Genomic DNA, 21,809 nt, shown 5'->3' on the forward strand with positions numbered 1-21,809 from the left:
AGGGGAATCGAACATGTCGAAACTGGCCGATCTGAAGCAGCGGCTGCGCGTGTGGCTGTACGTCACGCGACTGACGCTGCAATGGCGTCGCGAGGTCGCACGGCGTGCCGCGAGCGACGCCGCCGCGCCCGGCGCCCATCTGCTGGTCCTGCCGTGCGACCCGTGGACGCTGGTCGGCTCGAAAGGCGACGAAGCGATGCTGCGCGCGGTCGTCGAGCGGTTGCGTGTTGCGAACGGCGCGTTGCGGGTGTCGGTCGTCACGGCCACGCCGGAGGCGGCGGACGCCGCGACCCGGCTCGGCTTTCAGGCGGTCGACGCATGGCGCGAGCCGTGGCGCCTGATGGACACCGTCGAACGGCTGGCCGCATTGCAGCCCAGCGCGGTGGTCGTCATCGGCGCGGACGTGATGGACGGCTACTACTCGCCGATGACGTCGCTGCGGTTGCTGGCGACGGCGGACCTGCTGGTCCGGCGCGGCGTGGCCGGCACGATTCTCGGCTTCAGCTTCAACCGCCAGCCGTACCGGCAACTGAGGCATGCATTCGACCAGATCGACGCGCGGCTGCTGGTCAATGTGCGCGACGGCGTGTCGCTCGACCGATTCAGGCGTTTCAGTTCGGCGCCCGCCGAGCTGGTGGCGGATTCCGCATTCATGCTTCAGCCGGACCATGCGTCGGATTGCGTCAGGGGGACGGCATCGTGGGTCGAATCGCGGCGCGCGGCCGGCGACATCGTGATCGCTTTCAACTTGCACCCGATGCTGATTCGTCGGGCCAGCGACACGGATATCGCGGCGCTCGTCGCGTCGGCGCAGGAGGCGCTTCGCGAGCTCGCGGCACGGCATCGCGTCAGCATCGTGCTGCTGTCTCATGACTATCGCGGCCGCGACGGCGACGATACCTGTCTCGAACCACTGCACGACGCCTTGGCCGAGACGATGGGCGACCGGCTGTACTACCCGCGCCCCCGCATGTCGGCGGCCGAGCTGAAGGCCATTTCGGGGCAGGTCGACGGCGTGGTGACGGGCCGCATGCATCTCGCGATCGCCAGTCTTGGCATGGGCGTGCCCGTCGCGGCGCTGACCTACCAGGACAAGTTCCAGGGCCTTTTCAGTCATTTCGGGCTGCCGGACACCTTCCTGATGAAGCCTGACGAAGCGATGCGCGCGACGCGCCTGGCGGCGGTGCTCGACCGCTTCGTGTCGGAGCTTCCCCAGCTGCGCGACCAGGTGCATGCCGCGCTGCCGCGCGTCAAGGAGGCGTCGTGCAGGAACCTGCGCGGCGTGATCCACGCGATTCAGCCGTCGTGAGCGGGTATTCCGCCATTTTTACCCCGTTCGAAGCCGCGCCGCGCCGCGCGGGGTCGAACGGCAACCTGTCGAGTCTCGCTTGAACCTGTCAAATGAAAAGTCCCACCATTCGCGAACTGCAACAGCAACTGGGTCAACTGAACCTGATCGTCGAAGAAGTCCGGCAGAAGGAGAAGCAGGCCCGACTCAAGGAGATCGCCGAGTACGTCCGGCAGTTCAGCATCACCGAAATCGAACTGCTGCGCGCGGCGGGCTTCATCAAGGCGCGGCAACAGAAGGCGCCGGCGAAATACTACGACCCGAACACCGGCCGCTCGTGGTCGGGGAAGGGCGCACGTCCCCGGTGGCTGGCCGGCAAGAATCTCGACGACTACCTGATCCGCGAGACGCCGCAGCCATGGTGGCCGGAAACGCGCTGACGGCCGGTCGGCAACGGCGTCCTGAAGCGACGCCGGGCGATCCGGCATGACTCGAACGAACTGAATTTAGAGGCAATGCGGCATATGCGGAATCCCGACATGGACCCGGTCGCTCCCCCGGACAGCCCGGGACCCAGGAAGAAGACGAGCTATCGCGCCCCGGCGCTCGAGAAAGGCCTCGATATCCTCGAGCTGCTGATCGATCGCCAGTACGGCATGGCGCAGGCGGACATCTGCCGCGCGTTGAAACGCAGCCGAAGCGAGCTGTACCGGATGATGCAGGTGCTCGAGGATCGCGGTTACATCTACCGGGTGGATCGCTATGACCGGTACGCGCTCACCATGAAGCTTTACTTTCTCGGGCAGCATCATGCACCGACCCGATCGCTGGGCGCGCTCGTCACGCCGCTGTTGCAACAGTTCGCATTGCAGACGGTCCAGTCGTGTTACCTGGCGGTATTCGACGGCGACACGATGATCGTCATCGCGACGGCCGGCGCCGAGACGGAATGGAACATCGCGGTCCGCGTCGGCACGCGCATGCCGCTGCACGGCAGCGCGGCGGGCGAGATGTACCTGGCCTTTCAGGACGAAGACGTGCGGGCCCGGTTGTCGCGGGCCGACGGGCACGCCGGTGGGTCGCGCAATCCGCCGCCCGGTGACGACACGTTGCCGCCCCATCTGGTCGACGGCTATCTCTGCCGTCCCAATGCGCGCATTCCCGGCATCACGGATATCGCGACGCCGATCGTCGACAAGTCGGGTTCGGCCATCGCGATCCTCGCGTGCCCGTACCTCGCGCTGTCGGGGGAAGCGGGCGCGATGTCGGTCAAGCAGATCAGCGCGGCGTTGTACGAAACGGCCCAGCGCATCGCCGCGACGGTCGATCAGCGGTTCATGCAATCGGCCGTCGACATGCCGGCGCGCGGCGCGGCATGCACGTAGGGCGACGGGAATCGTCCCGGGTTCCGACGGAGAGGACGAACTTACCGTGAAGCGGCGCCGGCTCTGCGCCAGGCCGCGCTCAGGGCGGTCGCGGTCATGTCGCGGCGCGATGCGTGCTCACGCGTCGCGACGATCGGCAGCCTGCGGTCAGCGGTTCACGACCGAGTACACGAGCGTGCCGGAGAACATCAACAGCACGAGCGAGGCGCCGCGCAGCAGCGTCGACGTTCGACCGGCCCACGCGCGTTGCGAGGTCAGGAGTCCGCCGAGGGACGACCAGCCCACGCCGATCGGCGCGAGCACGACCAGAAAGACGAGGAGCGTCCATGCGAAATAGTGGGCCGACCTGAACGCCTCCAACGGAAACAGCGTGCTCGAGAACAGCAGCGCCTTCGGGTTCATCGTCGTCGCGACGAACACATCGCGAAACCTCACCGGCGCGATCGGTACGTCCTGCGGCACGCGGCTATGCGTCCACATCCTGAGCGCGAGGAAAAAGATGTAGACGGAGCTCGCGAGCTTGACCACGTCATACAGCCAGGGCCGGCCGGCAGCGAACGCGGCCAGGAAGAATCCCCATACGGAAATCGCGATCGCGTAGCCGAGCGCCTCGGCGATCACCAGCGGCCAGGTACCGCGCAGGCCGACCTTCAGCCCGGACGACAGCAGCAACGTATTGGTCGGCCCCGGCACGATCAGCACCAGCGAGACGTACATCGACATCTTCAGCAACGCTTCCTGGATGGGCACGCGGCCTCCTCGATTCGTCGGTGTCGCGGTTCGCGTCCGGCCGAAGCCGGGGCGCCGCTGGAATGCTTCAGTGCAGAGGCGATCCGCTCTTTCGGGAACGTGCCCGTTTTCATTGCATGGCCTTCGTGTCCGCCCGGACACATGATGACGAATTTCTCCGGCGACGAGTCGGATTATTTTCAGGTCGGCATCAAAACTGCCGAAATTCGAAAAGATCGACTTCGTTGTTTTGGAAATGAAGAGGAATTTATTTCTTTCCTGTTAATTAGGTCGGCCATTTCGCGTTTTTTTGTAAAATGAGGTACTTGTTTATGCGATTTAAATAAAAAACAGAATTCATTTGGTTTGAGAAATTAAATCGATCGTTGTGCAGTATTTCGTCGATATTTTGCGGGATTTAGAATTTCTCTGGATAACTTTAGATTGATATGAAATTTTTCTCGGCATGCCGTCCTGAACGCTGTTAAGGTGTGCCGCAGCGGTCAAGTGCATGGCGTATCAATCCTGCTGGCAATCAGGGCAATTGATCATGGCCGTGCACTAACGGCGATCGTCGAATCGGCAAGTCAATCTGCCGAGGCTGAATCCATTGCGCGGTGTGCCGCCGCATTCGATGGGGATTCGCATTGTTGATTGAATTCACTTCAATTAACCGCGTCTTTGCGATTTGACTTGTCATGATGGGTGGCGTCATGTTGTGACGCGTTGCCGAACAATTTGCCGGTTCAATTCGAAAAGGCGGCACTATCCATTCAGGTTTTCAATCCCATGGGAAGCGTGTCATGAGTAATCCGATCAGGAATATCGTCATCGTGGGCGGCGGCACGGCGGGCTGGATGTCTGCCTCGTACCTCGTCCGGGCACTCCAGCAGCAGGCGAACATCACGCTCGTCGAATCCGCGGCGATTCCCCGGATCGGCGTGGGCGAGGCGACCATTCCGAGTCTGCAGAAGGTGTTCTTCGACTTTCTCGGAATACCGGAGCGGGAGTGGATGCCCCAGGTGAATGGCGCGTTCAAGTCTGCCATCCGGTTCGTGAACTGGCGGAAGTCGCCCGACCGCGCGCCCGGCGATCATTTCTATCATCTGTTCGGCAACGTGCCGAACTGCGACGGCGTGCCGCTTACCCACTACTGGCTGCGCAAGCGCGAACAGGGCTTCCAGCAGCCGATGGCGTACGCCTGCTACCCGCAGACCGAGGCGCTGGACGCCAAGCTGGCACCGTGCCTGGCCGACGGCACCCGCCAGATGTCCCACGCGTGGCACTTCGACGCGCACCTGGTGGCCGACTTCCTGAAGCGCTGGGCCGTCGAACGCGGCGTGAAGCGCGTGGTCGACGAGGTCGAGCAGGTTCACCTGGACGATCGCGGCTATATCTCCAGCCTGTCCACCAAGGAGGGGCGGACGCTGGAAGCGGACCTGTTCATCGACTGCTCCGGCATGCGGGGACTCCTGATCAACCAGGCCCTGAAGGAGCCGTTCATCGACATGTCCGACTACCTGCTGTGCGACAGCGCGGTCGCGAGCGCGGTGCCCGCCGACGACGCGCGCGTGGGGATCGAGCCGTACACCTCGGCGATCGCGATGAACTCGGGCTGGACCTGGAAGATCCCGATGCTGGGCCGGTTCGGCAGCGGCTACGTGTTCTCGAGCAAGTTCACGTCGCGCGACCAGGCCACCGCCGACTTCCTCGACCTCTGGGGGCTCTCGGACGAGCAGCCGCTCAACCAGATCAAGTTCCGGGTCGGGCGCAACCGGCGGGCGTGGGTCAACAACTGCGTCTCCATCGGGTTGTCGTCGTGCTTCCTGGAGCCGCTGGAATCGACGGGCATCTACTTCATCTACGCGGCGCTTTACCAGTTGGTGAAGCACTTCCCCGACACGTCGTTCGACCCGCGGTTGACCGACGCATTCAATGCCGAAATCGTCTACATGTTCGACGACTGCCGGGATTTCGTCCAGGCGCACTATTTCACCACGTCGCGCGACGACACACCGTTCTGGCGCGCGAACCGGCACGACCTGCGGCTCTCGGACGCCATCCAGGAAAAGGTCGAGCGCTACAAGGCGGGGCTGCCGCTGACCACCGCGTCGTTCGACGATTCGACGTACTACGACACCTTCGACTACGAATTCAAGAACTTCTGGTTGAACGGCAACTACTACTGCATATTTGCCGGCCTGGGGCTGTTGCCGGACCGGTCGCTGCCGCTCTTGCGGCACCGGCCGGAGTCGATCGACAAGGCGGAGGCGATGTTCGCCCGGATCCGGCGCGAGGCCGAGCATCTGCGAAAGAGCCTGCCGACGAACCACGATTACCTGCGCTCGCTGCGCGAGGGCCACGCGGGGCTGTCTCGCAGCCAGCCCGGGCCGACGCTCGCGGCGCCGGAGATCCTGTAGTGGACAGCACCCAGGCCCGGGTACGCGCCATCGCGGCCACGCACGACGCCGTGGCGGCGTGCGATCCGCTGCAGGCGCGGGCGTTCGTCCTGCAACTGCCCGGCCTGAACCGTCAACGGGACGTGCCCGGCATCGTCGGCCTGTTGCGCGCGTTCCTTCCGGCGCGCGGCATACCCGCGGGCTGGGGCTTCGTCGAAGCCGCGGCCGCGATGCGGGATATCGGGTTCTTCCTCGGGTCGCTCAAGCGGCACGGACACGAGCCAGTGGACGCGGTGCCCGGGCTCGAGCCGATGCTGCTCGACCTGGCGCGCGCGACCGGCCTGCCGCCGCGCGAGACGCTCCTGCATGTGACGGTCTGGAACCCGGCGGCGGCCGACGCGCAGCGCAGCTACACCGGGCTGCGCGACGAAGCGCACCTGCTCGAGAGCGTGCGCCTCTCGATGGCGGCGCTCGAGGCGGCCATCGCGTTGACCGTCGAGCTGTCCGACGTGCCGCTGCAGGCACCCGCGTTCGCGCAAGGGTGCGACGCGCTGGCGGCCTATCTGCGGAAAATGGTCGACTCGATTGTTTACGCGTACCGCTTCATCTCGCTGCAGGTCTTCTACGACGAGCTTCGCCCGTTCTACGAGCCGATTCGAGTGGGGGGCCGCAGCTACCTCGGCCCCGGCGCCGTCGAAATGCCGCTCTTCGTGCTGGAGCACGTGCTGTGGGGGTCGCAATCGGACCACCACGCGTATCGGGAATTCAAGGAGACGTACCTGCCCTACGTGCTGCCCGCATTCAGGGCGATCTACGCGCGGTTCGCCGGGCAGCCGTCGCTCGTCGACCGTGCGCTCGGCGACGCGCAAGCGGCCCGTGCGCGGGGCGAGCCCGTCGCGGCCGGGTTGGCGGCCCTCGACCGCGTATTCGAGGTCCTGCTGCACTTCCGGGCGCCTCACGTCAAATTGGCGGAGCGCGCATACGAAGCCGGTAAAAGCGGCCCGTCGATCGGCAGCGGGGGGTACGCGCCCAGCATGCTCGGCGATCTGCTGACGCTCACGCGTGCCGCGCGATCGCGCGTGCGCGCCGCGCTCGACGAATCCTGCGCCTGACGCGCGCGGCCATGTGTTCCATCTCACCAGGAGAGTGTGCCCCCATGACTCAGCAGAGCCCCGCGAACGGGCGCGACAGCAACCACTTCGATGTGATCATTCTCGGCTCGGGCATGTCGGGCACCCAGATGGGCGCCATCCTGGCCAGGCAACGGTTTCGCGTGCTGATCATCGAGGAGTCGTCGCACCCGCGGTTCACGATCGGCGAATCGTCGATCCCCGAGACGTCCCTGATGAACCGCATCATCGCCGATCGCTATGGCATTCCGGAGCTTGACCACATCACGTCGTTCTATGCGACGCAGCGGTACGTCGCATCGAGCACGGGCATCAAGCGCAACTTCGGCTTCGTATTCCACAAGCCCGGCGAGGAGCACGATCCGAAGGAGTTCACGCAGTGCGTCATCCCCGAACTGCCGTGGGGGCCGGAGAGCCATTATTACCGGCAGGACGTCGACGCCTACCTGTTGCAAGCCGCGATCAAATACGGCTGCACAGTCCGCCAGAAGACGACCGTGACGGAATACCACGCGGACAAGGACGGCGTCGCGGTGGCCACCGCCCAGGGCGAACGGTTCACCGGCCGGTACATGATCGACTGCGGCGGGCCCCGCGCGCCGCTCGCGACCAAGTTCGCGCTGCGCGAAGAGCCGTGCCGCTTCAAGACGCATTCGCGCAGCCTCTACACGCACATGCTCGGGGTCAAGCCGTTCGACGACATCTTCAAGGTCAAGGGGCAGCGCTGGCGTTGGCACGAGGGGACCTTGCACCACATGTTCGAGGGCGGCTGGCTCTGGGTGATTCCGTTCAACAACCACCCGCGGTCGACCAACAACCTGGTGAGCGTCGGCCTGCAGCTCGACCCGCGTGTCCACCCGAAAACGGACATCCCCGCGCAGCAGGAATTCGACGCATTCCTCGCGCGGTTCCCGAGCATCGCGGCGCAGTTCCGCGACGCCGTGCCGGTGCGCGACTGGGTCAGGACCGACCGCCTGCAGTTCTCGTCGCGCGCGTGCGTCGGCGATCGCTACTGCCTGATGCTGCACGCCAACGGGTTCATCGATCCGCTTTTCTCCCGCGGGCTCGAGAACACCGCGGTGACCATCCACGCGCTCGCGGCGCGCCTGATCAAGGCGCTGCGCGACGACGACTTCTCCCCCGAGCGCTTCGAGTACATCGAGCGGCTCCAGCAGAAGCTGCTGGACCACAACGACGACTTCGTCAGCTGCTGCTACACGGCGTTCTCGGATTTTCGCCTGTGGGACGCGTTCCACCGGCTGTGGGCGGTCGGCACGATCCTCGGCCAGTTCCGGCTCGTGCAAGCGCACGCGCGGTTCCGCGCGTCGCGCGACGAGCGCGACCTCGATCGCCTCGACGACGACGCGCCGTACCTCGGGTTCCTGTGCGCGGACATGGAGGGGTACTACCAGTTGTTCAACGACGTCAAGGCCGAGGTCGAGGCCGTGAGCGCCGGGCGCAAGCCGGCCGGGGAGGCCGCGGCGCGGATTCACGCGCTCATCAACGAACGCGAGTTCGCCAAGCCGATGTTCGGCTTCGGATACTGCATCACCGGGGCCAGGCCGCAGCTCAACAACTCGAAGTACAGCCTGCTGCCGGCGATGAAGCTGCTGCACTGGACGCAGACCAGCGCGCCGGCGGAGGTGAAAAGGTATTTCGACTACAACCCGATGTTCGCGCTGCTCAGGGCGTACGTCACGACCCGCATCGGCCTGGCGCTGAAGTAGTCGCTCGACCCCGGAATCGAAATGATCGACGACATTCAATTGAATCAGGTGGGTGCCGGCGCGCATCCGGCGGCGGCATACGACGCGACCACGCGCGTGGCCGCGAGCTGGTACGTCGCGATGCGCACGGCCGACCTCAAGGACAAGCCGGCGGCGTTGACGCTCTTCGGCCAGCCGTGCGTCGCATGGCGCGGCGCGTCGGGACGGGCCGTGGTGATGGACCGCCACTGCGCGCACCTTGGCGCGAACCTGGCCGACGGGCAGGTCGAGGACGGGTGCATCCGGTGCCCGTTTCACCACTGGCGGTACGACGAGCACGGCCAGTGCGTGCATATCCCCGGCCACAGCCCGGCGGTGTGCCGCCTGGAGCCGGTCCCGCGCGGGGCGCGCCAGCCGACGTGGGTCACGGCCGAGCGGTACGGCTACGTGTGGGTCTGGTACGGCTCCGCGCAGCCGCTGCACCCGCTGCCCGAAATCGCCGCGGCCGATGTCGACAACGGCGACTTCATGCACCTGCACTTCGCGTTCGAGACGACGACGGCGGTGTTGCGGATCGTCGAGAATTTCTACGACGCGCAGCACGCGGCGCCCGTCCACGCGCTGCCGATATCGGCCTTCGAGCTCAAGCTCTTCGACGATTGGCGCCCGTGGCCGGAGGTCGAGTCGCTGGCACGGGCGGGCGCGTGGTTCGGTGCCGGGATCGATTTCACCGTGGACCGGTACTTCGGGCCTTTCGGCATGCTGTCGCGCGCGCTCGGCATGAACATGTCGCAGATGAACCTGCACTTCGACGGCTACCCCGGCGGGTGCGTGATGACCGTCGCGCTGGACGGAGACGTCAAATACAAGCTGCTGCAGTGCGTGACGCCGGTGAGCGACGGCAAGAACGTCATGCACATGCTCATCTCGATCCGGAAGGCGGGCGGCCTCCTGCGTCGCGCGACCGACTACCTGCTGTTCGGGCTCCAGACCCGGCAGGCCGCGGGGTACGACGTCAAGATCTGGAACGGGATGAAGCCGGACGGCGGCGGCGCGTACAGCAAGTACGACAAGCTCGTGCTGAAGTACCGCGCGTTCTACCGCGGCTGGGTCGAGCGCGCCGGCGCAAGCGAGCGGCAATACGCGAGCCGGCGGCTCTAGCCGGACCGGGTTCGGCCGCGTCGCGAAGAAGATCTCGCCACGCTGACCGGCTGATTACGGTTTTGTCATCAACGCCGTGCGCGCCTGCACGCAGCGAAGCCGTGGCGCCATTTCCGGGTAACATCGCCGGATGTCCCCACGCTAGCGACGGAGCCGGCCATGCGCATCCTGATAGTCGAAGACGAACCGAAGACGGGCGCTTACCTGAAGAAGGGGCTCGAGGAATCGGGCTTCAGCGTCGATCTCGCAAAGGACGGCGGCGAAGGGCTGATGCTGGCGCAGGAAGAGCGTTACGACGTGATCGTGCTCGACGTGATGCTGCCCGTGCTCGACGGCTGGGCCGTGCTCAAGCGGCTGCGCGACACGCACACGACACCGGTGCTGTTCCTGACCGCGCGCGACGACGTGCAGGACCGTGTGCACGGCCTCGAACTCGGCGCCGACGACTACCTCGTGAAGCCGTTTGCGTTCGTCGAGCTGCTCGCCCGCATCCGCACGCTCGCGCGTCGCGGGCCGCCGCGCGAGACCGAGCACCTGACGGTCGGCGACCTCGAAATCGACGTGGTGCGCCGCCGCGTGAAGCGCGGCGCCACCCGCATCGACCTCACGCCGCGCGAATTCTCGCTGCTGCAACTGCTCGCGCGCCGGCAGGGCGAGGTGCTGAGCCGCACGCAGATCGCATCGTACGTGTGGGACATGAATTTCGACAGCGACACCAATGTCGTCGAGGTCGCGATCCGGCGCCTGCGCGCGAAGATCGACGACGCGTTTTCGGTCAAGCTGATCCATACCGTGCGCGGCGTCGGCTACGTGCTCGAACCGAAGGACGACGCATGATGCGCCCGCGCTCGCTTGCCGCGACGCTCGCGCTCGCGTTCGCCGCGACCACGCTCGCGTCGTTCGCGCTCGTCGGGACGTATGTGTATGCGGGCCTCGAGCGGCAGGTCAACACGCAGGACGACCTCGACATCGTGCTGGCCGCGCGCCACACACGCCGGCTCGCGGGCGAGCTCGAGTCGCTCGAGGCGGTGCGTGCGCACGCGGAGCGGTTGACGAGCCAGGTGCTGGGCAACGAGGCGCTGTCGATGGCCGTCGTCGATGCGCGGGGCGAGGTACTCGCGCGGCACAATGTCCGGCTCGCCGCGCTCGACGACGCGCCTGCCGCCGCATCGGTTCCGCTCGCCGACGTGCAGCTGTTCGCGCCGCACGCGGTGCCGGTTCCGGCAAACGACCGGATCACGGCCGACCGGCTCGTCACGTGGACGGCCGGCGGCGGCACGCCGATGCGCGGCGTCGTGATCGAGGCGGCGCTGGGCGACCGCACGCCGATCCGCATCGCGATCGCGCGCAACATGCGCGACCGGGCCGACCTGCTCGACGGCTATCGCGACCGGCTCGAGCTCGCCGGCGGGCTCGGCGCGCTGTTCGCGCTGCTGCTCGGCTACTGGCTGATCCGCACGGCGCTCGCGCCGCTGCGCGAGATCGTCGACAACACCGGCCGGATCACGGTCGACAAGCTCGACACGCGGCTCGACGCGTCGCGCGCCCCGCCCGAGCTGCGTGCGCTCGTCGATGCGCAGAATGCGATGCTCGGCCGCCTGCAGCAGGCATTCGCGCATCTGTCGCAATTCAGCGCCGACCTCGCGCACGACCTGCGCACCCCGCTGAACAACATGCGCGGCGCCACCGAAGTCGCGCTCGCGCGGCCGCGTTCGGTGGATGAGTACCAGACGCTGCTCGAATCGAATCTCGAGGAATACGACCGCCTCGCACGGATGATCGAGAACGTGCTGTTTCTCGCGCGCGCCGAGCATCCGAGCTTCGTCACGCGGCAGCGCGCGTTCGACGTGCGCGACGAACTCGAGCGCATCGCCGGGTATTTCGAGGGCCTTGCCGACGAAGCGGGCTCGACGTTGCGCGTCGAAGGGCAGGGGCACCTGACCGCCGATGTCGAGCTGTTTCGCCGCGCCGTCGGCAACCTGCTCGCGAACGCACTGCGTTACACGCCGCCCGGCGGCGTCATTACGCTCGGTGTCGACGAAACGGCCGAGGCGGTGAACGTTGTCGTCGAGAATCCGGGCGAGCCGATCGATCCCGCGCTGCTGCCGCGAATCTTCGACCGGTTCGTGCGCGGCGACCCCGCGCGCAGCGGCGGTGTGCCGGGCGGCACGGCCGGGCTCGGCCTCGCGATCGTGCGCTCGGTGATGGAGTTGCACGGCGGCACCGCGGAGGTCGAAAGCGACGCGCGCGGTACGCGCTTCGTGCTCACGTTCAACCGGCCGCCGGCAGCGTGACGGCGGGGGCGGGCTGAGCGGCTGTTGCTCGTTCCATCGTACCGGCTTTCGATACCACGTCCGCGCTCGCCTGCCAGCCGCCGCCCAGCGCCTTCAGCAAGCCGACTTCGGCCTCCATCCGGCGCGCGTCGATCTGATCGGCCGTGCGCCGGTTCGTCAACGCGATCGTCTGCGCGGTCACCACGTCCAGATAGCTGACGGCGCCCGCGTTGAAGCGATTCGTCGTCAGCCGCAGCGACAGGTCGGCCGCGTCGGTCGCGCGCTGCTGGCTGCCGGCTTCGGACGCAAGCGCATCGAGCGCCGACAACTGATCCTCGACCTGCTGGAACGCGACGAGGACGGACTGCCGGTAGTCGGCGACCGCGCCGTCGTACTGCGCGTGCGCGCCGCGCAGCGATGCGCTGCGACGGCCGCCGTCGAACAGCGTGCCGGCGAGTTGCGGGCCGAGCGACCAGAACAGGCTCGGTGCGGCGAGCCACGGCGCGAAGAACGCGCTTTCGAGGCCGGCGCTCGCCGACAGCACGAGATCGGGGAAGAATGCGGCGCGCGCCTCGCCGATCCGCGCGTTCGCGGCCGCGACCCGGCGTTCGGCCGCCGCGATGTCGGGCCGCCGCTCCAGCAGTTGCGACGGCACGCCGGCCGGAATCGCCGGCACGCGGAACGCCTGCACGCGCGGCGGCAGCGCGAACGTCGACGCGCTTTCGCCGACGAGCGTCGCGATCGCGTGCTGCAACTGCGCACGCGACGCGTCGATGTCGGTGTCCTGCGTGCGGGTCGATTCGAGCTGCGTCTCGGCTTGCGCGACCGCCGATGCGTCGATCGCACCGGCCGCGAGCTGCTGCTTGAGCAGCGTCAGCGCATCCGTGTAGGCGCGCACCGTATCGTCGAGCAGCTGCTTCTGCGTGTCGAGCGAGCGCAGCGCGAAATAGTCGGTCGCGAGCTCGGCCGTGACCGACAGCTTCACGGCCTGCAGGTCGGCTGCACTCGCGGCGGCGTTCGCCTGCGCGCCCGCTACGGCGTCGCGCACTCGGCCGAATACGTCGGGTTCCCAGCTCGCGGCCACGCCGGCCTGGTAGTCGGGCGTCGTCTTGCCGGCGAGCGACGAGCCGAGCCGGTTTTGCGACACGCGCGCACGGCTCTGCGCGACGCCTGCCGTGATCGTCGGCAGGAACCCGGCGTGCTGATAGTCGACCATCGCGCGCGCCTGCTGCAGATCGGCGATCGCTTTCTTCACCGTTTGGTTCGACACGTCGACGCGCGCTTCGAGCGCGTTCAGGTCGGCGTCGTCGAACACGGTCCACCACGCGCCGCGCGCGGCGGCGTCGGCGGGCATTGCGACGTGCCAGCCGGCTTGCGCGGCCGGCGCGCCCGCGTAGTGGGCGGGCACCGCGACGGCGGGCGGTGAATAGGGCGGCAGCGTCGAGCAGGCAGTCAGTGCGGCGGCAACGCCGAGCGCGACGATGCGGCGAGCGAACGGGAGCGGATGAAGAAGGCGCATGGCAGGCATCTCGTGGGAGGCGTCGAAGGGTCAGCCGCGGGCGGGCGCCCGAGCGGGCGTTGACGTAGCCGGTGCAACGCCGGCCTCGCGCGGCGGCACGTGGCGCGCACCGGACGCGGACGCCGGTTGATCGGCCAGTGCGGTCCGAGCGGCCTGCGCGGGCGAAGCGGACGAAGCAGCCAATGGCGCCGCATCGTGCGCGGTCGACACGATCGTCACGGCTTCCCCTGCCGTGATCGCATCGCCCGGGTTGTCGATCACGCGATCGGTCGCCGCGAGCCCCGCGACGATCTCCACGCGCGTGCCGAAATCGCGCCCGATCTGCACGGTCTTCAGCGCGGTGCGCCCGTTCGCGCCGACGGTGGCGACCGTCACGCCGCTCGCGCGGAACAGCAGCGCGCTGACCGGCAGGTCGAGCGCCGGCGCCGCGCTCGGCACGACGAGATGCGCCTGCGCATACGCACCGGGCATCAGCGTGCCGTCGCGATTGTCGACGTCGATCTCGACACGCAGCGTGCGCGTGACGGGGTCGATCGCGCCCGCGCTGCGCGCGACCTGCGCGGCGATGCGCCGCCCCGGAAACTGCGGCGTCGTCAGGTAGACCGGCGTGCCGGTCGACACGCCGGCCGCGCTGTCCTGCGGCACGTCGACGAACACGCGCAGCGTGTCCGTCTGTTCGAGGTGGAACAGTTCGCCGGACAGGCCCGGGCTGCCCGGCGTGCCGCCCGCGGTCACCAGCGTGCCGACGTCGACGTTGCGTGCGGTGATCACGCCGTCGAACGGCGCGGCGACGGACTCGTACGACACGAGTTCGGCAAGATGCGCGACGTTCGCCTGCGCGGACGCGAGCATCGCGCGCTTCGCGTTCATGTCCGCGACCTTCGTGTCGGTGTCCTGCTGCGAGACCGACTGCGTTTTCAGCATGTCCTGCCAGCGCTGCGCGGTCGATTTCGCATAATCGTAGTTCGCCTGCGCGCTCGCTTCGTCGGCGCGAGCCTGGCGCAACTGCGCGTCGAGATCCGGCGCCGAGATCCGCGCGAGCGTCTGGCCGGCCTTCACGTGCGTGCCGAGATCGGCGCTCCAGTGCGCGATATAGCCGCTCGTGCGCGCATAGATCGATGCGTCCGCATACGGCATCACCGAGCCGGGCAACGTCAGCGTTTGATCGGCCGGCGCCGTGCCGGGCATGATGACCGCCACCGGCAGCGCCTGCTGCGCGGCCACCTGCATGCGCTGCGCGGCGCGTGCATCGATACGCGGCACGATGCCGAGCGCGAGCAGTCCGGCGGCGAGCGCCGCGGCCGCGAGCGGCACGGCCCGCTTGCGGCCGTGGCGGGCCGGTGCGGTGTCGGGGGCGGCGCCCCGCGCGGCGGGCGGCACGGCTGCTGCCGCGGCTGCCGCGTCGGCGGCGGGCGGCGGGGCGACGGGTTCGATCGAGTCGTTCATGATGGGTCCGGGTCGGGCGAATCGAAGGATGAGAAGAAGGAGGCCATCCGCGCGTCAGCGCAGCGCCGGCGTATCGGGCGCGGACTGCACGCGCCGGGCGGCCGCGGCGTCGCGGCGCCGGGCGAGCCACGCGTGGACGAAGCCGAACAGCACCGGGACGAACAGCAGCGTCGAGAGCGTGCCGAACGCGAGGCCGCCGATCACCGCGCGGCCGAGCGGCGCATTCTGCTCGCCGCCGTCGCCGAGGCCGAGCGCCATCGGCAACATGCCGATCAGCATCGCGAGCGCGGTCATCACGACGGGCCGGAAGCGGTTGAAGCCGGCGTCGAGCGCCGCCTGCCACGGCGATGCGCCGGCCGCGAGCAGCTCGCGCGCCGCGTTCACGACGAGGATGCTGTTCGCGGTCGCGATGCCGATGCACAGGATCGTGCCGGTCAGCGCGGGCACCGACAGCGTGGTGCGCGTGACGAACAGCATCCACGCGATGCCGGCGAGCGACGCCGGCAGCCCGCCGACGATCACGAGCGGATCGAGCCACGACTGGAAGTTCACGACCATCAGCAGGTAGACCAGCGAGATCGCGAGCGCAAGGCCGCCGAGGAGGCCCGCGAACGATTCGTGCATCGCCTGCACCTGGCCGCGCAGCACGATCGACGAGCCGGGCGGCAGTTGCGCGCGCGCGGCGTCGACGAGCTTCGTCACGTCGGCCGTGACGCCGCCGAGGTCGCGCCCCTGCACCGACGCGAAGAGGTCGAGCACCGGCTGCACGTTGTAGTGCGACACCACGGCCTGCTGCGTCGTGCGCGAGAACGAGCCCAACGAGCCGAGCAGGTTCTGCGCGGGCGCGCCCGCGGCCGGGCCGCCGGCCGGCGTCTGCGGCGCGCGCGGTGCCGGCGGGCAGCGGGACGTTCGCGAGCGACTGCAGCGAATTCACCGTGTACTGCGGCGTCTGCACGAGCACCGGGTAGCTGACGCCGTTGCGCGGATCCAGCCAGAAGTTGGGCGTCGTCTGCGAGCTGCCGGACAGCGCGATCAGCAGGTTCTGCGCGACGTCGCGCTGTTCGAGGCCGGCCTGGATCGCCTTCGTGCGGTCCACGTTGACGTTGATCGCGGGTTCGTCGCCGGGCTGCTGGATGCGCGCGTCGACGAGCCCGCGCACGCCGCGCAGCTTCGCGAGCAGCGCATTCGCGACCGCGCGGTTCTGGTCGAGCTTGTTGCCGACGATCTGGATGTCGATCGGCGCGGGCAGCCCGAAGTTGAGGATCTGGCTGACGATGTCGGCCGGCAGGAACGCGAACGTCACGCCGGGGAACGACTGCGCGAGCACGTTGCGCAGCGTCGCGACGGTCGCGGCGGTCGACGCGTGATTCGGCTTCAGCGTGACCAGCACGTCGGCGTCCTCGGTACCGATCGGGTCCGACGAGTCGTACGTGAGGTTGATCCCGCTCACCGGCACGCCGATGTTGTCGAGCACGCTCGCGAGCTGGTTGGCCGGAATCACGTCCCGGATCTTCGCTTCGACCTCGTCGGTCAGTCGCGCGGTTTCCTCGATCCGCGTGCCGGTCGGCGCACGCAGATGCAGGCGGATCTCGCCGGTGTCGACCGACGGGAAGAAGTCCTGCCCGGCGAACGCGTAGAGGCCCGTCGACGCGACGCACGCGAGCAGGAACGCGGCCGCGAAGCGGCGGCGCCGCGCGATCGCCGCCGAGAGCAGCGCGCGATAGCGCAGCCGGACGGCTTCGAAGCGATGCTCGAACGCGGCCTGGAAACGTGCGACGCGCGCGAATACGCCGCGCGGCGGCTGGCCGTTTCCCTTGACGCGCATCAGCACCATCGCGAGCGTCGGCACCAGCGTGCGCGAGAAGAAGTACGACGCGATCATCGCGAAGATCACGGCCTCGGCCAGCGGCACGAACAGGTAGCGCGCGACACCCGTGAGCAGGAACATCGGCACGAACACGATGCAGATCGACAGCGTCGACACGAAGGTCGGCACCGCGATTTCTCCCGAGCCGGTCAGGATCGCGTCCTCGAGCGGCGCGCCGCGCTCGAGATGATGCGTGATGTTCTCGATCGCGACGGTCGCGTCGTCGACCAGGATCCCGACCGCGAGCGCGAGCCCGCCGAGCGTCATGATGTTGATGGTCTGGCCGAGCGCGGACAGCGCGAGCAGCGACGTGAGCACCGCGAGCGGAATCGTGATCGCGATGATCAGCGTCGCGCGCCAGCTGCCGAGAAACAGCAGGATCATCAGCGCGGTCAGGCACGCGGCGATCAGCGCTTCGCGCACGACGCCCTGGACCGCCGCCTTCACGAACACGGACTGATCGTCGAGCGGCGCGATGTGCAGCGCCTTCGGCAGCCCGGCCGCGATCTTCGGCAGCATCGCCTTCACCTGGTCGATGATCGTCAGCGTCGACGTGCTGCCGGTCTTCTCGACCGTCAGCAGCGCCGCGCGCTTGCCGTCCGCCCGCACGATGTTGGTCTGCGGCGCGTAGCCGTCGCGAACGTGCGCGACGTCGCGCACGTACACGACGTTGCCGCCGATCGTCTTCACCGGCAGGTCGTTCAGCGCGGCGACCGTCTGCGTGCTGCCGTTCATCTGCACGTTGTATTCGTGCGTGCCGATTTTCGCGGTGCCGCCCGGCAGGATCAGGTTCTGCGCGTTGATCGCGTTCACGACGTCGATCGGCGCGAGCCCCTTCGCCTGCAGCGCGCGCGTATCGAGGTCGACGACGATCTGGCGGATCTTGCCGCCGAACGGCAGCGGCACCGCCGCGCCCTGGACGGTCGCGAGCTGCGTGCGGATGAAGCTGTTGCCGAGGTCGTACAGCTGCTGCTCGGCGAGCGTGTCGCTCGACAAACCGAGCTGCAGGATCGGCACCGTCGACGCGTTGTACGTGATGATGTTCGGCGGCAGCGTGCCGGGCGGCAGGATGCGCAGGATCGATGCGGCGTTGCTCGCGGCTTCCGCGATCGCGCGATTGATGTCGGCGCCCGGGTGGAAGAAGATCTTCACGACCGACACGCCGTTCAGCGACTGCGACTCGATGTGCTCGATGTCGTCGACGTCGGACGTGAGCGCGCGCTCATAGTTCGACGTGATGCGCTTGGCCATGTCTTCCGCGGAGAAGCCGTTGTACGACCAGACGATGCTGACGACCGGGATGTCGATGTTCGGGAAGATGTCGGTCGGGGTGCGCAGCAGCGCAAGCGGTCCCGCGATGAAGATCAGCAGCGCGAGTACGACGAACGTGTAGGGCCTGCGTAACGCCAGCCGGACGATCCACATGATGGTGCTCCTCGAAGCAGGGCTCGGATTCGCATTCGATGCGACGAGCGTGCAGTCTGCCGGCGCGGCGTTGACCCGACCCTGACCCGAAGATTACGAAACCGTTATCTGTGCCGGCGCGCGGGTGCGCAGCGTCCGACCGGACCGGTTGGCTCGCGGCCGACAGGCGGCAGCCATCAGATGACAAGACCGTAATCGAAGCCTCACCTTCCGGAAAGCGCGCGAATCGCAGAATGGATTCCACTCTTCATCGCATCGATGCGGAGCGACGGCCCGGCCTGGTGTGCGGACGCCAATACGCCATCTTGAGAGGTGAACATCATGAACAACCTGATTCGTGCAGTCCTGCTTTCCTGCGCATTGAGCGCGCCGATCGTCGCCTTCGCGCAAACCGCCGACGGTACGGTCACGCGCGCCGACGTGCGTGCCGATCTCGTTCGGGTCGAAAAGGCCGGTTATCGGCCGGTCGCCAGCGATCCGTACTATCCCGACGACATTCAGGCAGCGGAGGCGAAGATCGCCGCGCAGTCGTCGCAATCGATTGCCGCTCGCCCGTCCGTCGTCGCCGGTGCGGCCGTGTCATCGCTCGCGTCGCTTGACGCGCAGCCGTTGTACGAGCATCACTGAGCGCGATGTTCGACCCCCTTCGCGGCCGCGACGGAAGCGGCTGCGGATTCCAGGTGTGTCGCCCGCCGGTCGCTGTTTCAACGCGGCGCCCCCGAGCCGTGGCGGCTCATCGAAGCGGATCCGGCGGTCCAATCGCTTCGAGAGTGGCCTTGTCGCGACGCTACCGCATACCTTGCGCGAGAACGCGCACGAGTTCTCGATCGGCGATCCGGCGCGGGTGCCTGGCACCGCCGCACGTGACCGGCGCCGCTGCCGACAGGGCAGGCCCCGAGCGCCTTGCAGCGGATCGGTTACCGACGCTTGCCAGTATTGCTCACGACACGGGGCGACTTGGCGAGCGGTTGTCGGCGCAACTAAAGGAAACGACCGGCCGGAATGTCATGTCGGTCCGGAACGCGTCCGGGAGAACGGGAAGGCCCGTGTCTTGAAGAGCGAGAACGGTTGACAGGCAAGCGGTAATGCCCACGGAACCGTGTCAATGATCGTCGCGTGTTCCGTCCAGGCGCTGGCCTAACCAGACGGCCGCAGGCAGCACGACCGCCCAGCCGCATGCGAGCAGCATCCACGCGGTCGGGCTCACGAAGCGCACCGCGCCGAGCGCTGCGCCCGCCCGGAACGAGAGCGGGCCGGCGACGGCGCCCAGCAGCGCGGCGGCCAGCCAGCGCCCGCGCAGCCAGCGCAGCGGGACGTTCAGCTGGGCGGCGAACAGCACCCACAAACCCGCGATCCAGTAAGGCGCCGTTCCGTCCAGCAAGACGCCGTTCGGGTAGTGCAGCGTGCCCGTCGCAACGGGTACGGCATCCCAGCTCCAGCCGATCGCAGCGACGATCGCGATCAACGATACTTCGCGGGCGGGGAAACGGGTGCGCAGCAGGTGGCCGCCCGCCAGCAGTACCGCACACAGCGTCCCGATCCAGCCGCGCCCATGTGCGGCGCTCGACACGCAGACGAGCCAGCCGGCTTGCGACAGCACGAGATACGCGGCGGTTTCGACGGCGGCGGAATGAAGCATGAGTCGCTGCGCGTTCGGCCGGCCGGCGGCCGTCGTCGCACGCTCACATGTTCGGCCCTTGGCGGACCGGGTCGCCAAGCAACTCGCGGCGCAGCGATGCTGCCCGGGTGCGCGGATCGAACCAGATGGCGAAGAACGCGCGCGCGAAGTCCGGATCGGCGACGTCGGACATCAAGCGGTCGTTCTTGTAGAAACGCGCGCCGCGGCCCGGCAGGTAGACGCCGCAGAGCACGTCGCCGCGCAGCACGTCGGTAAAGGCGCCGGCGATGTCGGCGCGCCAGGCGTCGCGGGTCGCCGCCGGCAACGGCGTCGCGGCCAGGCGCTCGATTTCGGCGATGCCGGTGGCGACGAGCCGCTCGCCCTTCACGTCGTGGCGGTACGCGAGCGAAAGGGCGAACGGCGTATCGAATGCCGCGGGCGAACGGGACGCCCAAAGCTGCGCGTCATAAAGGCAAAGCCCGAATACGCAGAATCGGCCGGATCCGATCATCCGCGCCGACGCCACGTCGTCGACGCATCCCGCGTTCGCCACCTGCGTGGCGGCATACGCGGCCACGGCCACGAGGATCGCGAGCCTACGCGTCATGGCGGTCCCCGCTCGAGACGACAAAGTGCATCACGTCGGTGCGCCGTTCGGCAAATCCCGCTTCGCAATACGCCAGGTACAGGCGCCAGGTGCGGATGAAGGTCTCGTCGAATCCTTGCGCGCGGACCGCGTCGAGGCTGGCCTCGAACGCCGCGCGCCATGTGCCCAGCGTGCGCGCATAGTCGAGACCGAACGCATGCACCGGTTCGGCGACGAGGCCCGCGTGCCGGGCCGCGCCGACGAAGCGCTCGGCGCTTGGCAGCATGCCGCCCGGGAAGATGAACTCGCGGATGAAGTCGCTCGATGCACGGTACGCATCGAACTGCGATTCGGCGATCGTGATCGACTGGATCAACGCCCGCGCGCCTGCTTTCAAGCGCTGCCTGAGCGTGTCGAAATACACCGGCCAGAACGCTTCACCCACCGCCTCGAACATTTCGATCGACACGATCGCGTCGTAGCGCCCGTCGATGTCACGGTAGTCGCGCAACTCGAGTGTCGCGAGACCGGACAGCCCCGCCCGCGCGATGCGTTCCGCCGCCAGCGCGTATTGCGACGGCGAGATCGTCAGCGCGTGCACGTGGATCCCCTGGCGGGCCGCATGCATCGCGAAGCCGCCCCAGCCGCACCCGATCTCGAGCACGCGCATGCCGGCGCGCAGGCCGAGCGAATCGACGATGCGCTGATATTTCGCCGTCTGCGCGTCGGCGAGCGAGCGCCGCGCGTCGCCGTCGAAGCACGCGCTCGAATACGTCCACGTTTCGTCGAGCCAAAGCGCGTAGAAGGGGTTGCCGAGATCGTAATGCGCGTGGATGTTGCGGCGGCTGCCGGCGCGCGTATTCGCCCGCAGCCGGTGGCGCAGCGCATACCAGAGGCGGGCGAAGCGGCCGCCCGTCACCGTGCGCGCGATCGCCGGCTCGTTGCGGATCGCCAGACGCAGCAGCGCGACGAGGTCGGGCGTGTCGATGCGGCCCGCGCGATACGCGTCGGCAAAGCCGATGTCGCCGGCGCGCAGGATCGCGCGGCACGCCCGCCAGTCGCGGATTTGCAGCGTCGCGGCCGGCTGGCGGTGCGGATCGCCGAACACGTATTGCGCGCCTTCGGGCGTCACGAGTATCAGGTGGCCGTGCCGCAGCCGCCGCAGCAGCGCGACAAACAACCGCGCGGAAAGCGGCAGCGCGGGTTGCGAGGCATTCGATAACAGGCGCAGCAGGGTCATGGGCGGACCTCGTGGTCGGATACCGCAGGGCGGCATG

The 21,809-nt window shown here is 67.9% G+C and carries 16 protein-coding genes and 1 pseudogene; 10 read left to right on the forward strand and 7 right to left on the reverse strand.

Annotated features, from left to right (window positions below; translation table 11 throughout):
• Positions 1–13 precede the first annotated feature (13 nt).
• The 3 genes from HWX00_RS37055 to HWX00_RS30605 all read left to right on the forward strand — a co-directional run bounded on the left by HWX00_RS37055 (position 14) and on the right by HWX00_RS30605 (position 2,673).
• Positions 14–1,309, forward strand: a complete 1,296-nt coding sequence (locus HWX00_RS37055; RefSeq protein WP_226194256.1) for a polysaccharide pyruvyl transferase family protein — start codon at positions 14–16, stop codon at positions 1,307–1,309.
• A 92-nt stretch (positions 1,310–1,401) separates the two neighbouring features.
• Positions 1,402–1,728 (forward strand): H-NS histone family protein, encoded by a 327-nt coding sequence (locus tag HWX00_RS30600; RefSeq protein ID WP_034190970.1) that lies wholly within the window; start codon positions 1,402–1,404, stop codon positions 1,726–1,728.
• 99 nt (positions 1,729–1,827) lie between these two features.
• Complete coding sequence (locus HWX00_RS30605) at positions 1,828–2,673, forward strand: IclR family transcriptional regulator (RefSeq protein ID WP_226194254.1); 846 nt, start codon at positions 1,828–1,830, stop codon at positions 2,671–2,673.
• A gap of 147 nt (positions 2,674–2,820) precedes the next feature.
• Here HWX00_RS30605 and HWX00_RS30610 read toward each other — a convergent pair whose 3' ends face one another.
• Positions 2,821–3,423, reverse strand: coding sequence for a LysE family translocator (locus tag HWX00_RS30610; RefSeq protein ID WP_175027282.1), 603 nt, complete (start codon positions 3,421–3,423; stop codon positions 2,821–2,823).
• Positions 3,424–4,205: 782 nt separating this feature from the next.
• Here HWX00_RS30610 and HWX00_RS30615 point away from each other — a divergent pair.
• The 6 genes from HWX00_RS30615 (at position 4,206) to HWX00_RS30640 (ending at position 12,092) form a co-directional block, all read left to right on the forward strand.
• Entirely contained in the window at positions 4,206–5,822 is a 1,617-nt protein-coding gene (locus HWX00_RS30615; RefSeq protein WP_034190973.1) for a tryptophan halogenase family protein, read from the forward strand.
• A gap of 50 nt (positions 5,823–5,872) precedes the next feature.
• Positions 5,873–6,913, forward strand: coding sequence for a monodechloroaminopyrrolnitrin synthase PrnB family protein (locus tag HWX00_RS30620; RefSeq protein WP_175027323.1), 1,041 nt, complete (start codon positions 5,873–5,875; stop codon positions 6,911–6,913).
• A 44-nt stretch (positions 6,914–6,957) separates the two neighbouring features.
• Positions 6,958–8,658, forward strand: a complete 1,701-nt coding sequence (locus tag HWX00_RS30625; RefSeq protein ID WP_175027281.1) for an NAD(P)/FAD-dependent oxidoreductase — start codon at positions 6,958–6,960, stop codon at positions 8,656–8,658.
• A 24-nt stretch (positions 8,659–8,682) separates the two neighbouring features.
• On the forward strand, positions 8,683–9,798 hold the full coding sequence (locus HWX00_RS30630; RefSeq protein WP_175027322.1) for a Rieske 2Fe-2S domain-containing protein: 1,116 nt from the start codon (positions 8,683–8,685) through the stop codon (positions 9,796–9,798).
• A 159-nt stretch (positions 9,799–9,957) separates the two neighbouring features.
• Positions 9,958–10,635: a heavy metal response regulator transcription factor gene (locus HWX00_RS30635; protein ID WP_124609313.1), complete on the forward strand. Its 678-nt coding sequence runs from the start codon at positions 9,958–9,960 to the stop codon at positions 10,633–10,635.
• Positions 10,632–12,092, forward strand: a complete 1,461-nt coding sequence (locus tag HWX00_RS30640; RefSeq protein WP_175027280.1) for a heavy metal sensor histidine kinase — start codon at positions 10,632–10,634, stop codon at positions 12,090–12,092. The genes HWX00_RS30635 and HWX00_RS30640 overlap by 4 nt, the downstream gene beginning before the upstream one ends.
• Here the strand turns inward: HWX00_RS30640 and HWX00_RS30645 are convergent.
• From HWX00_RS30645 to HWX00_RS30655, 3 genes and pseudogenes are all read right to left on the reverse strand, one after another.
• A complete protein-coding gene (locus HWX00_RS30645) occupies positions 12,070–13,590 on the reverse strand; it encodes an efflux transporter outer membrane subunit (RefSeq protein WP_175027279.1) in 1,521 nt (506 codons plus the stop codon). The two genes, HWX00_RS30640 and HWX00_RS30645, sit on opposite strands and share 23 nt — an antisense overlap.
• 30 nt (positions 13,591–13,620) lie before the next feature.
• Complete coding sequence (locus HWX00_RS30650; protein ID WP_175868168.1) at positions 13,621–15,036, reverse strand: efflux RND transporter periplasmic adaptor subunit; 1,416 nt, start codon at positions 15,034–15,036, stop codon at positions 13,621–13,623.
• Positions 15,037–15,090: 54 nt separating this feature from the next.
• Positions 15,091–18,328: pseudogene (locus HWX00_RS30655) on the reverse strand (efflux RND transporter permease subunit).
• A gap of 321 nt (positions 18,329–18,649) precedes the next feature.
• Between HWX00_RS30655 and HWX00_RS30660 the strand changes: the two are divergent.
• The gene (locus tag HWX00_RS30660; protein WP_175029148.1) at positions 18,650–18,955 is read left to right on the forward strand and encodes a DUF4148 domain-containing protein; all 306 of its coding nucleotides are present in this window, start codon (positions 18,650–18,652) and stop codon (positions 18,953–18,955) included.
• Between the two features lie 475 nt (positions 18,956–19,430).
• Here the strand turns inward: HWX00_RS30660 and HWX00_RS30665 are convergent, their stop codons facing one another.
• Genes HWX00_RS30665 through HWX00_RS30675 form a run of 3 tightly spaced genes read right to left on the reverse strand, consistent with a single transcriptional unit; the run spans position 19,431 to position 21,772 of the window.
• Positions 19,431–19,967 (reverse strand): DUF2878 domain-containing protein, encoded by a 537-nt coding sequence (locus HWX00_RS30665; protein ID WP_175029149.1) that lies wholly within the window; start codon positions 19,965–19,967, stop codon positions 19,431–19,433.
• Positions 19,968–20,010: 43 nt separating this feature from the next.
• Positions 20,011–20,553, reverse strand: coding sequence for a chalcone isomerase family protein (locus HWX00_RS30670; protein WP_049028789.1), 543 nt, complete (start codon positions 20,551–20,553; stop codon positions 20,011–20,013).
• Positions 20,543–21,772 (reverse strand): SAM-dependent methyltransferase, encoded by a 1,230-nt coding sequence (locus HWX00_RS30675; protein WP_049028790.1) that lies wholly within the window; start codon positions 21,770–21,772, stop codon positions 20,543–20,545. Before HWX00_RS30675 ends, HWX00_RS30670 begins: the two co-directional genes overlap by 11 nt.
• Positions 21,773–21,809: the final 37 nt, after the last annotated feature.

Origin of the sequence: Burkholderia seminalis DSM 23518 (genome assembly GCF_902832885.1) — a bacterium.
GTDB classification, from domain to species: Bacteria; Pseudomonadota; Gammaproteobacteria; order Burkholderiales; family Burkholderiaceae; genus Burkholderia; species Burkholderia seminalis.

Coding starts and splice junctions, on each gene's coding strand:
- HWX00_RS30635 (WP_124609313.1), top strand. CDS start 9,958: ATGCGCATCCTGATAGTCGAAGACGAACCGAAGACGGGCGCTTACCTG.
- HWX00_RS30675 (WP_049028790.1), bottom strand. CDS start 21,772: ATGACCCTGCTGCGCCTGTTATCGAATGCCTCGCAACCCGCGCTGCCG.
- HWX00_RS30600 (WP_034190970.1), top strand. CDS start 1,402: ATGAAAAGTCCCACCATTCGCGAACTGCAACAGCAACTGGGTCAACTG.
- HWX00_RS30645 (WP_175027279.1), bottom strand. CDS start 13,590: ATGCGCCTTCTTCATCCGCTCCCGTTCGCTCGCCGCATCGTCGCGCTC.
- HWX00_RS30665 (WP_175029149.1), bottom strand. CDS start 19,967: ATGCTTCATTCCGCCGCCGTCGAAACCGCCGCGTATCTCGTGCTGTCG.
- HWX00_RS30605 (WP_226194254.1), top strand. CDS start 1,828: ATGGACCCGGTCGCTCCCCCGGACAGCCCGGGACCCAGGAAGAAGACG.
- HWX00_RS37055 (WP_226194256.1), top strand. CDS start 14: ATGTCGAAACTGGCCGATCTGAAGCAGCGGCTGCGCGTGTGGCTGTAC.
- HWX00_RS30625 (WP_175027281.1), top strand. CDS start 6,958: ATGACTCAGCAGAGCCCCGCGAACGGGCGCGACAGCAACCACTTCGAT.
- HWX00_RS30640 (WP_175027280.1), top strand. CDS start 10,632: ATGATGCGCCCGCGCTCGCTTGCCGCGACGCTCGCGCTCGCGTTCGCC.
- HWX00_RS30650 (WP_175868168.1), bottom strand. CDS start 15,036: ATGAACGACTCGATCGAACCCGTCGCCCCGCCGCCCGCCGCCGACGCG.
- HWX00_RS30615 (WP_034190973.1), top strand. CDS start 4,206: ATGAGTAATCCGATCAGGAATATCGTCATCGTGGGCGGCGGCACGGCG.
- HWX00_RS30670 (WP_049028789.1), bottom strand. CDS start 20,553: ATGACGCGTAGGCTCGCGATCCTCGTGGCCGTGGCCGCGTATGCCGCC.
- HWX00_RS30660 (WP_175029148.1), top strand. CDS start 18,650: ATGAACAACCTGATTCGTGCAGTCCTGCTTTCCTGCGCATTGAGCGCG.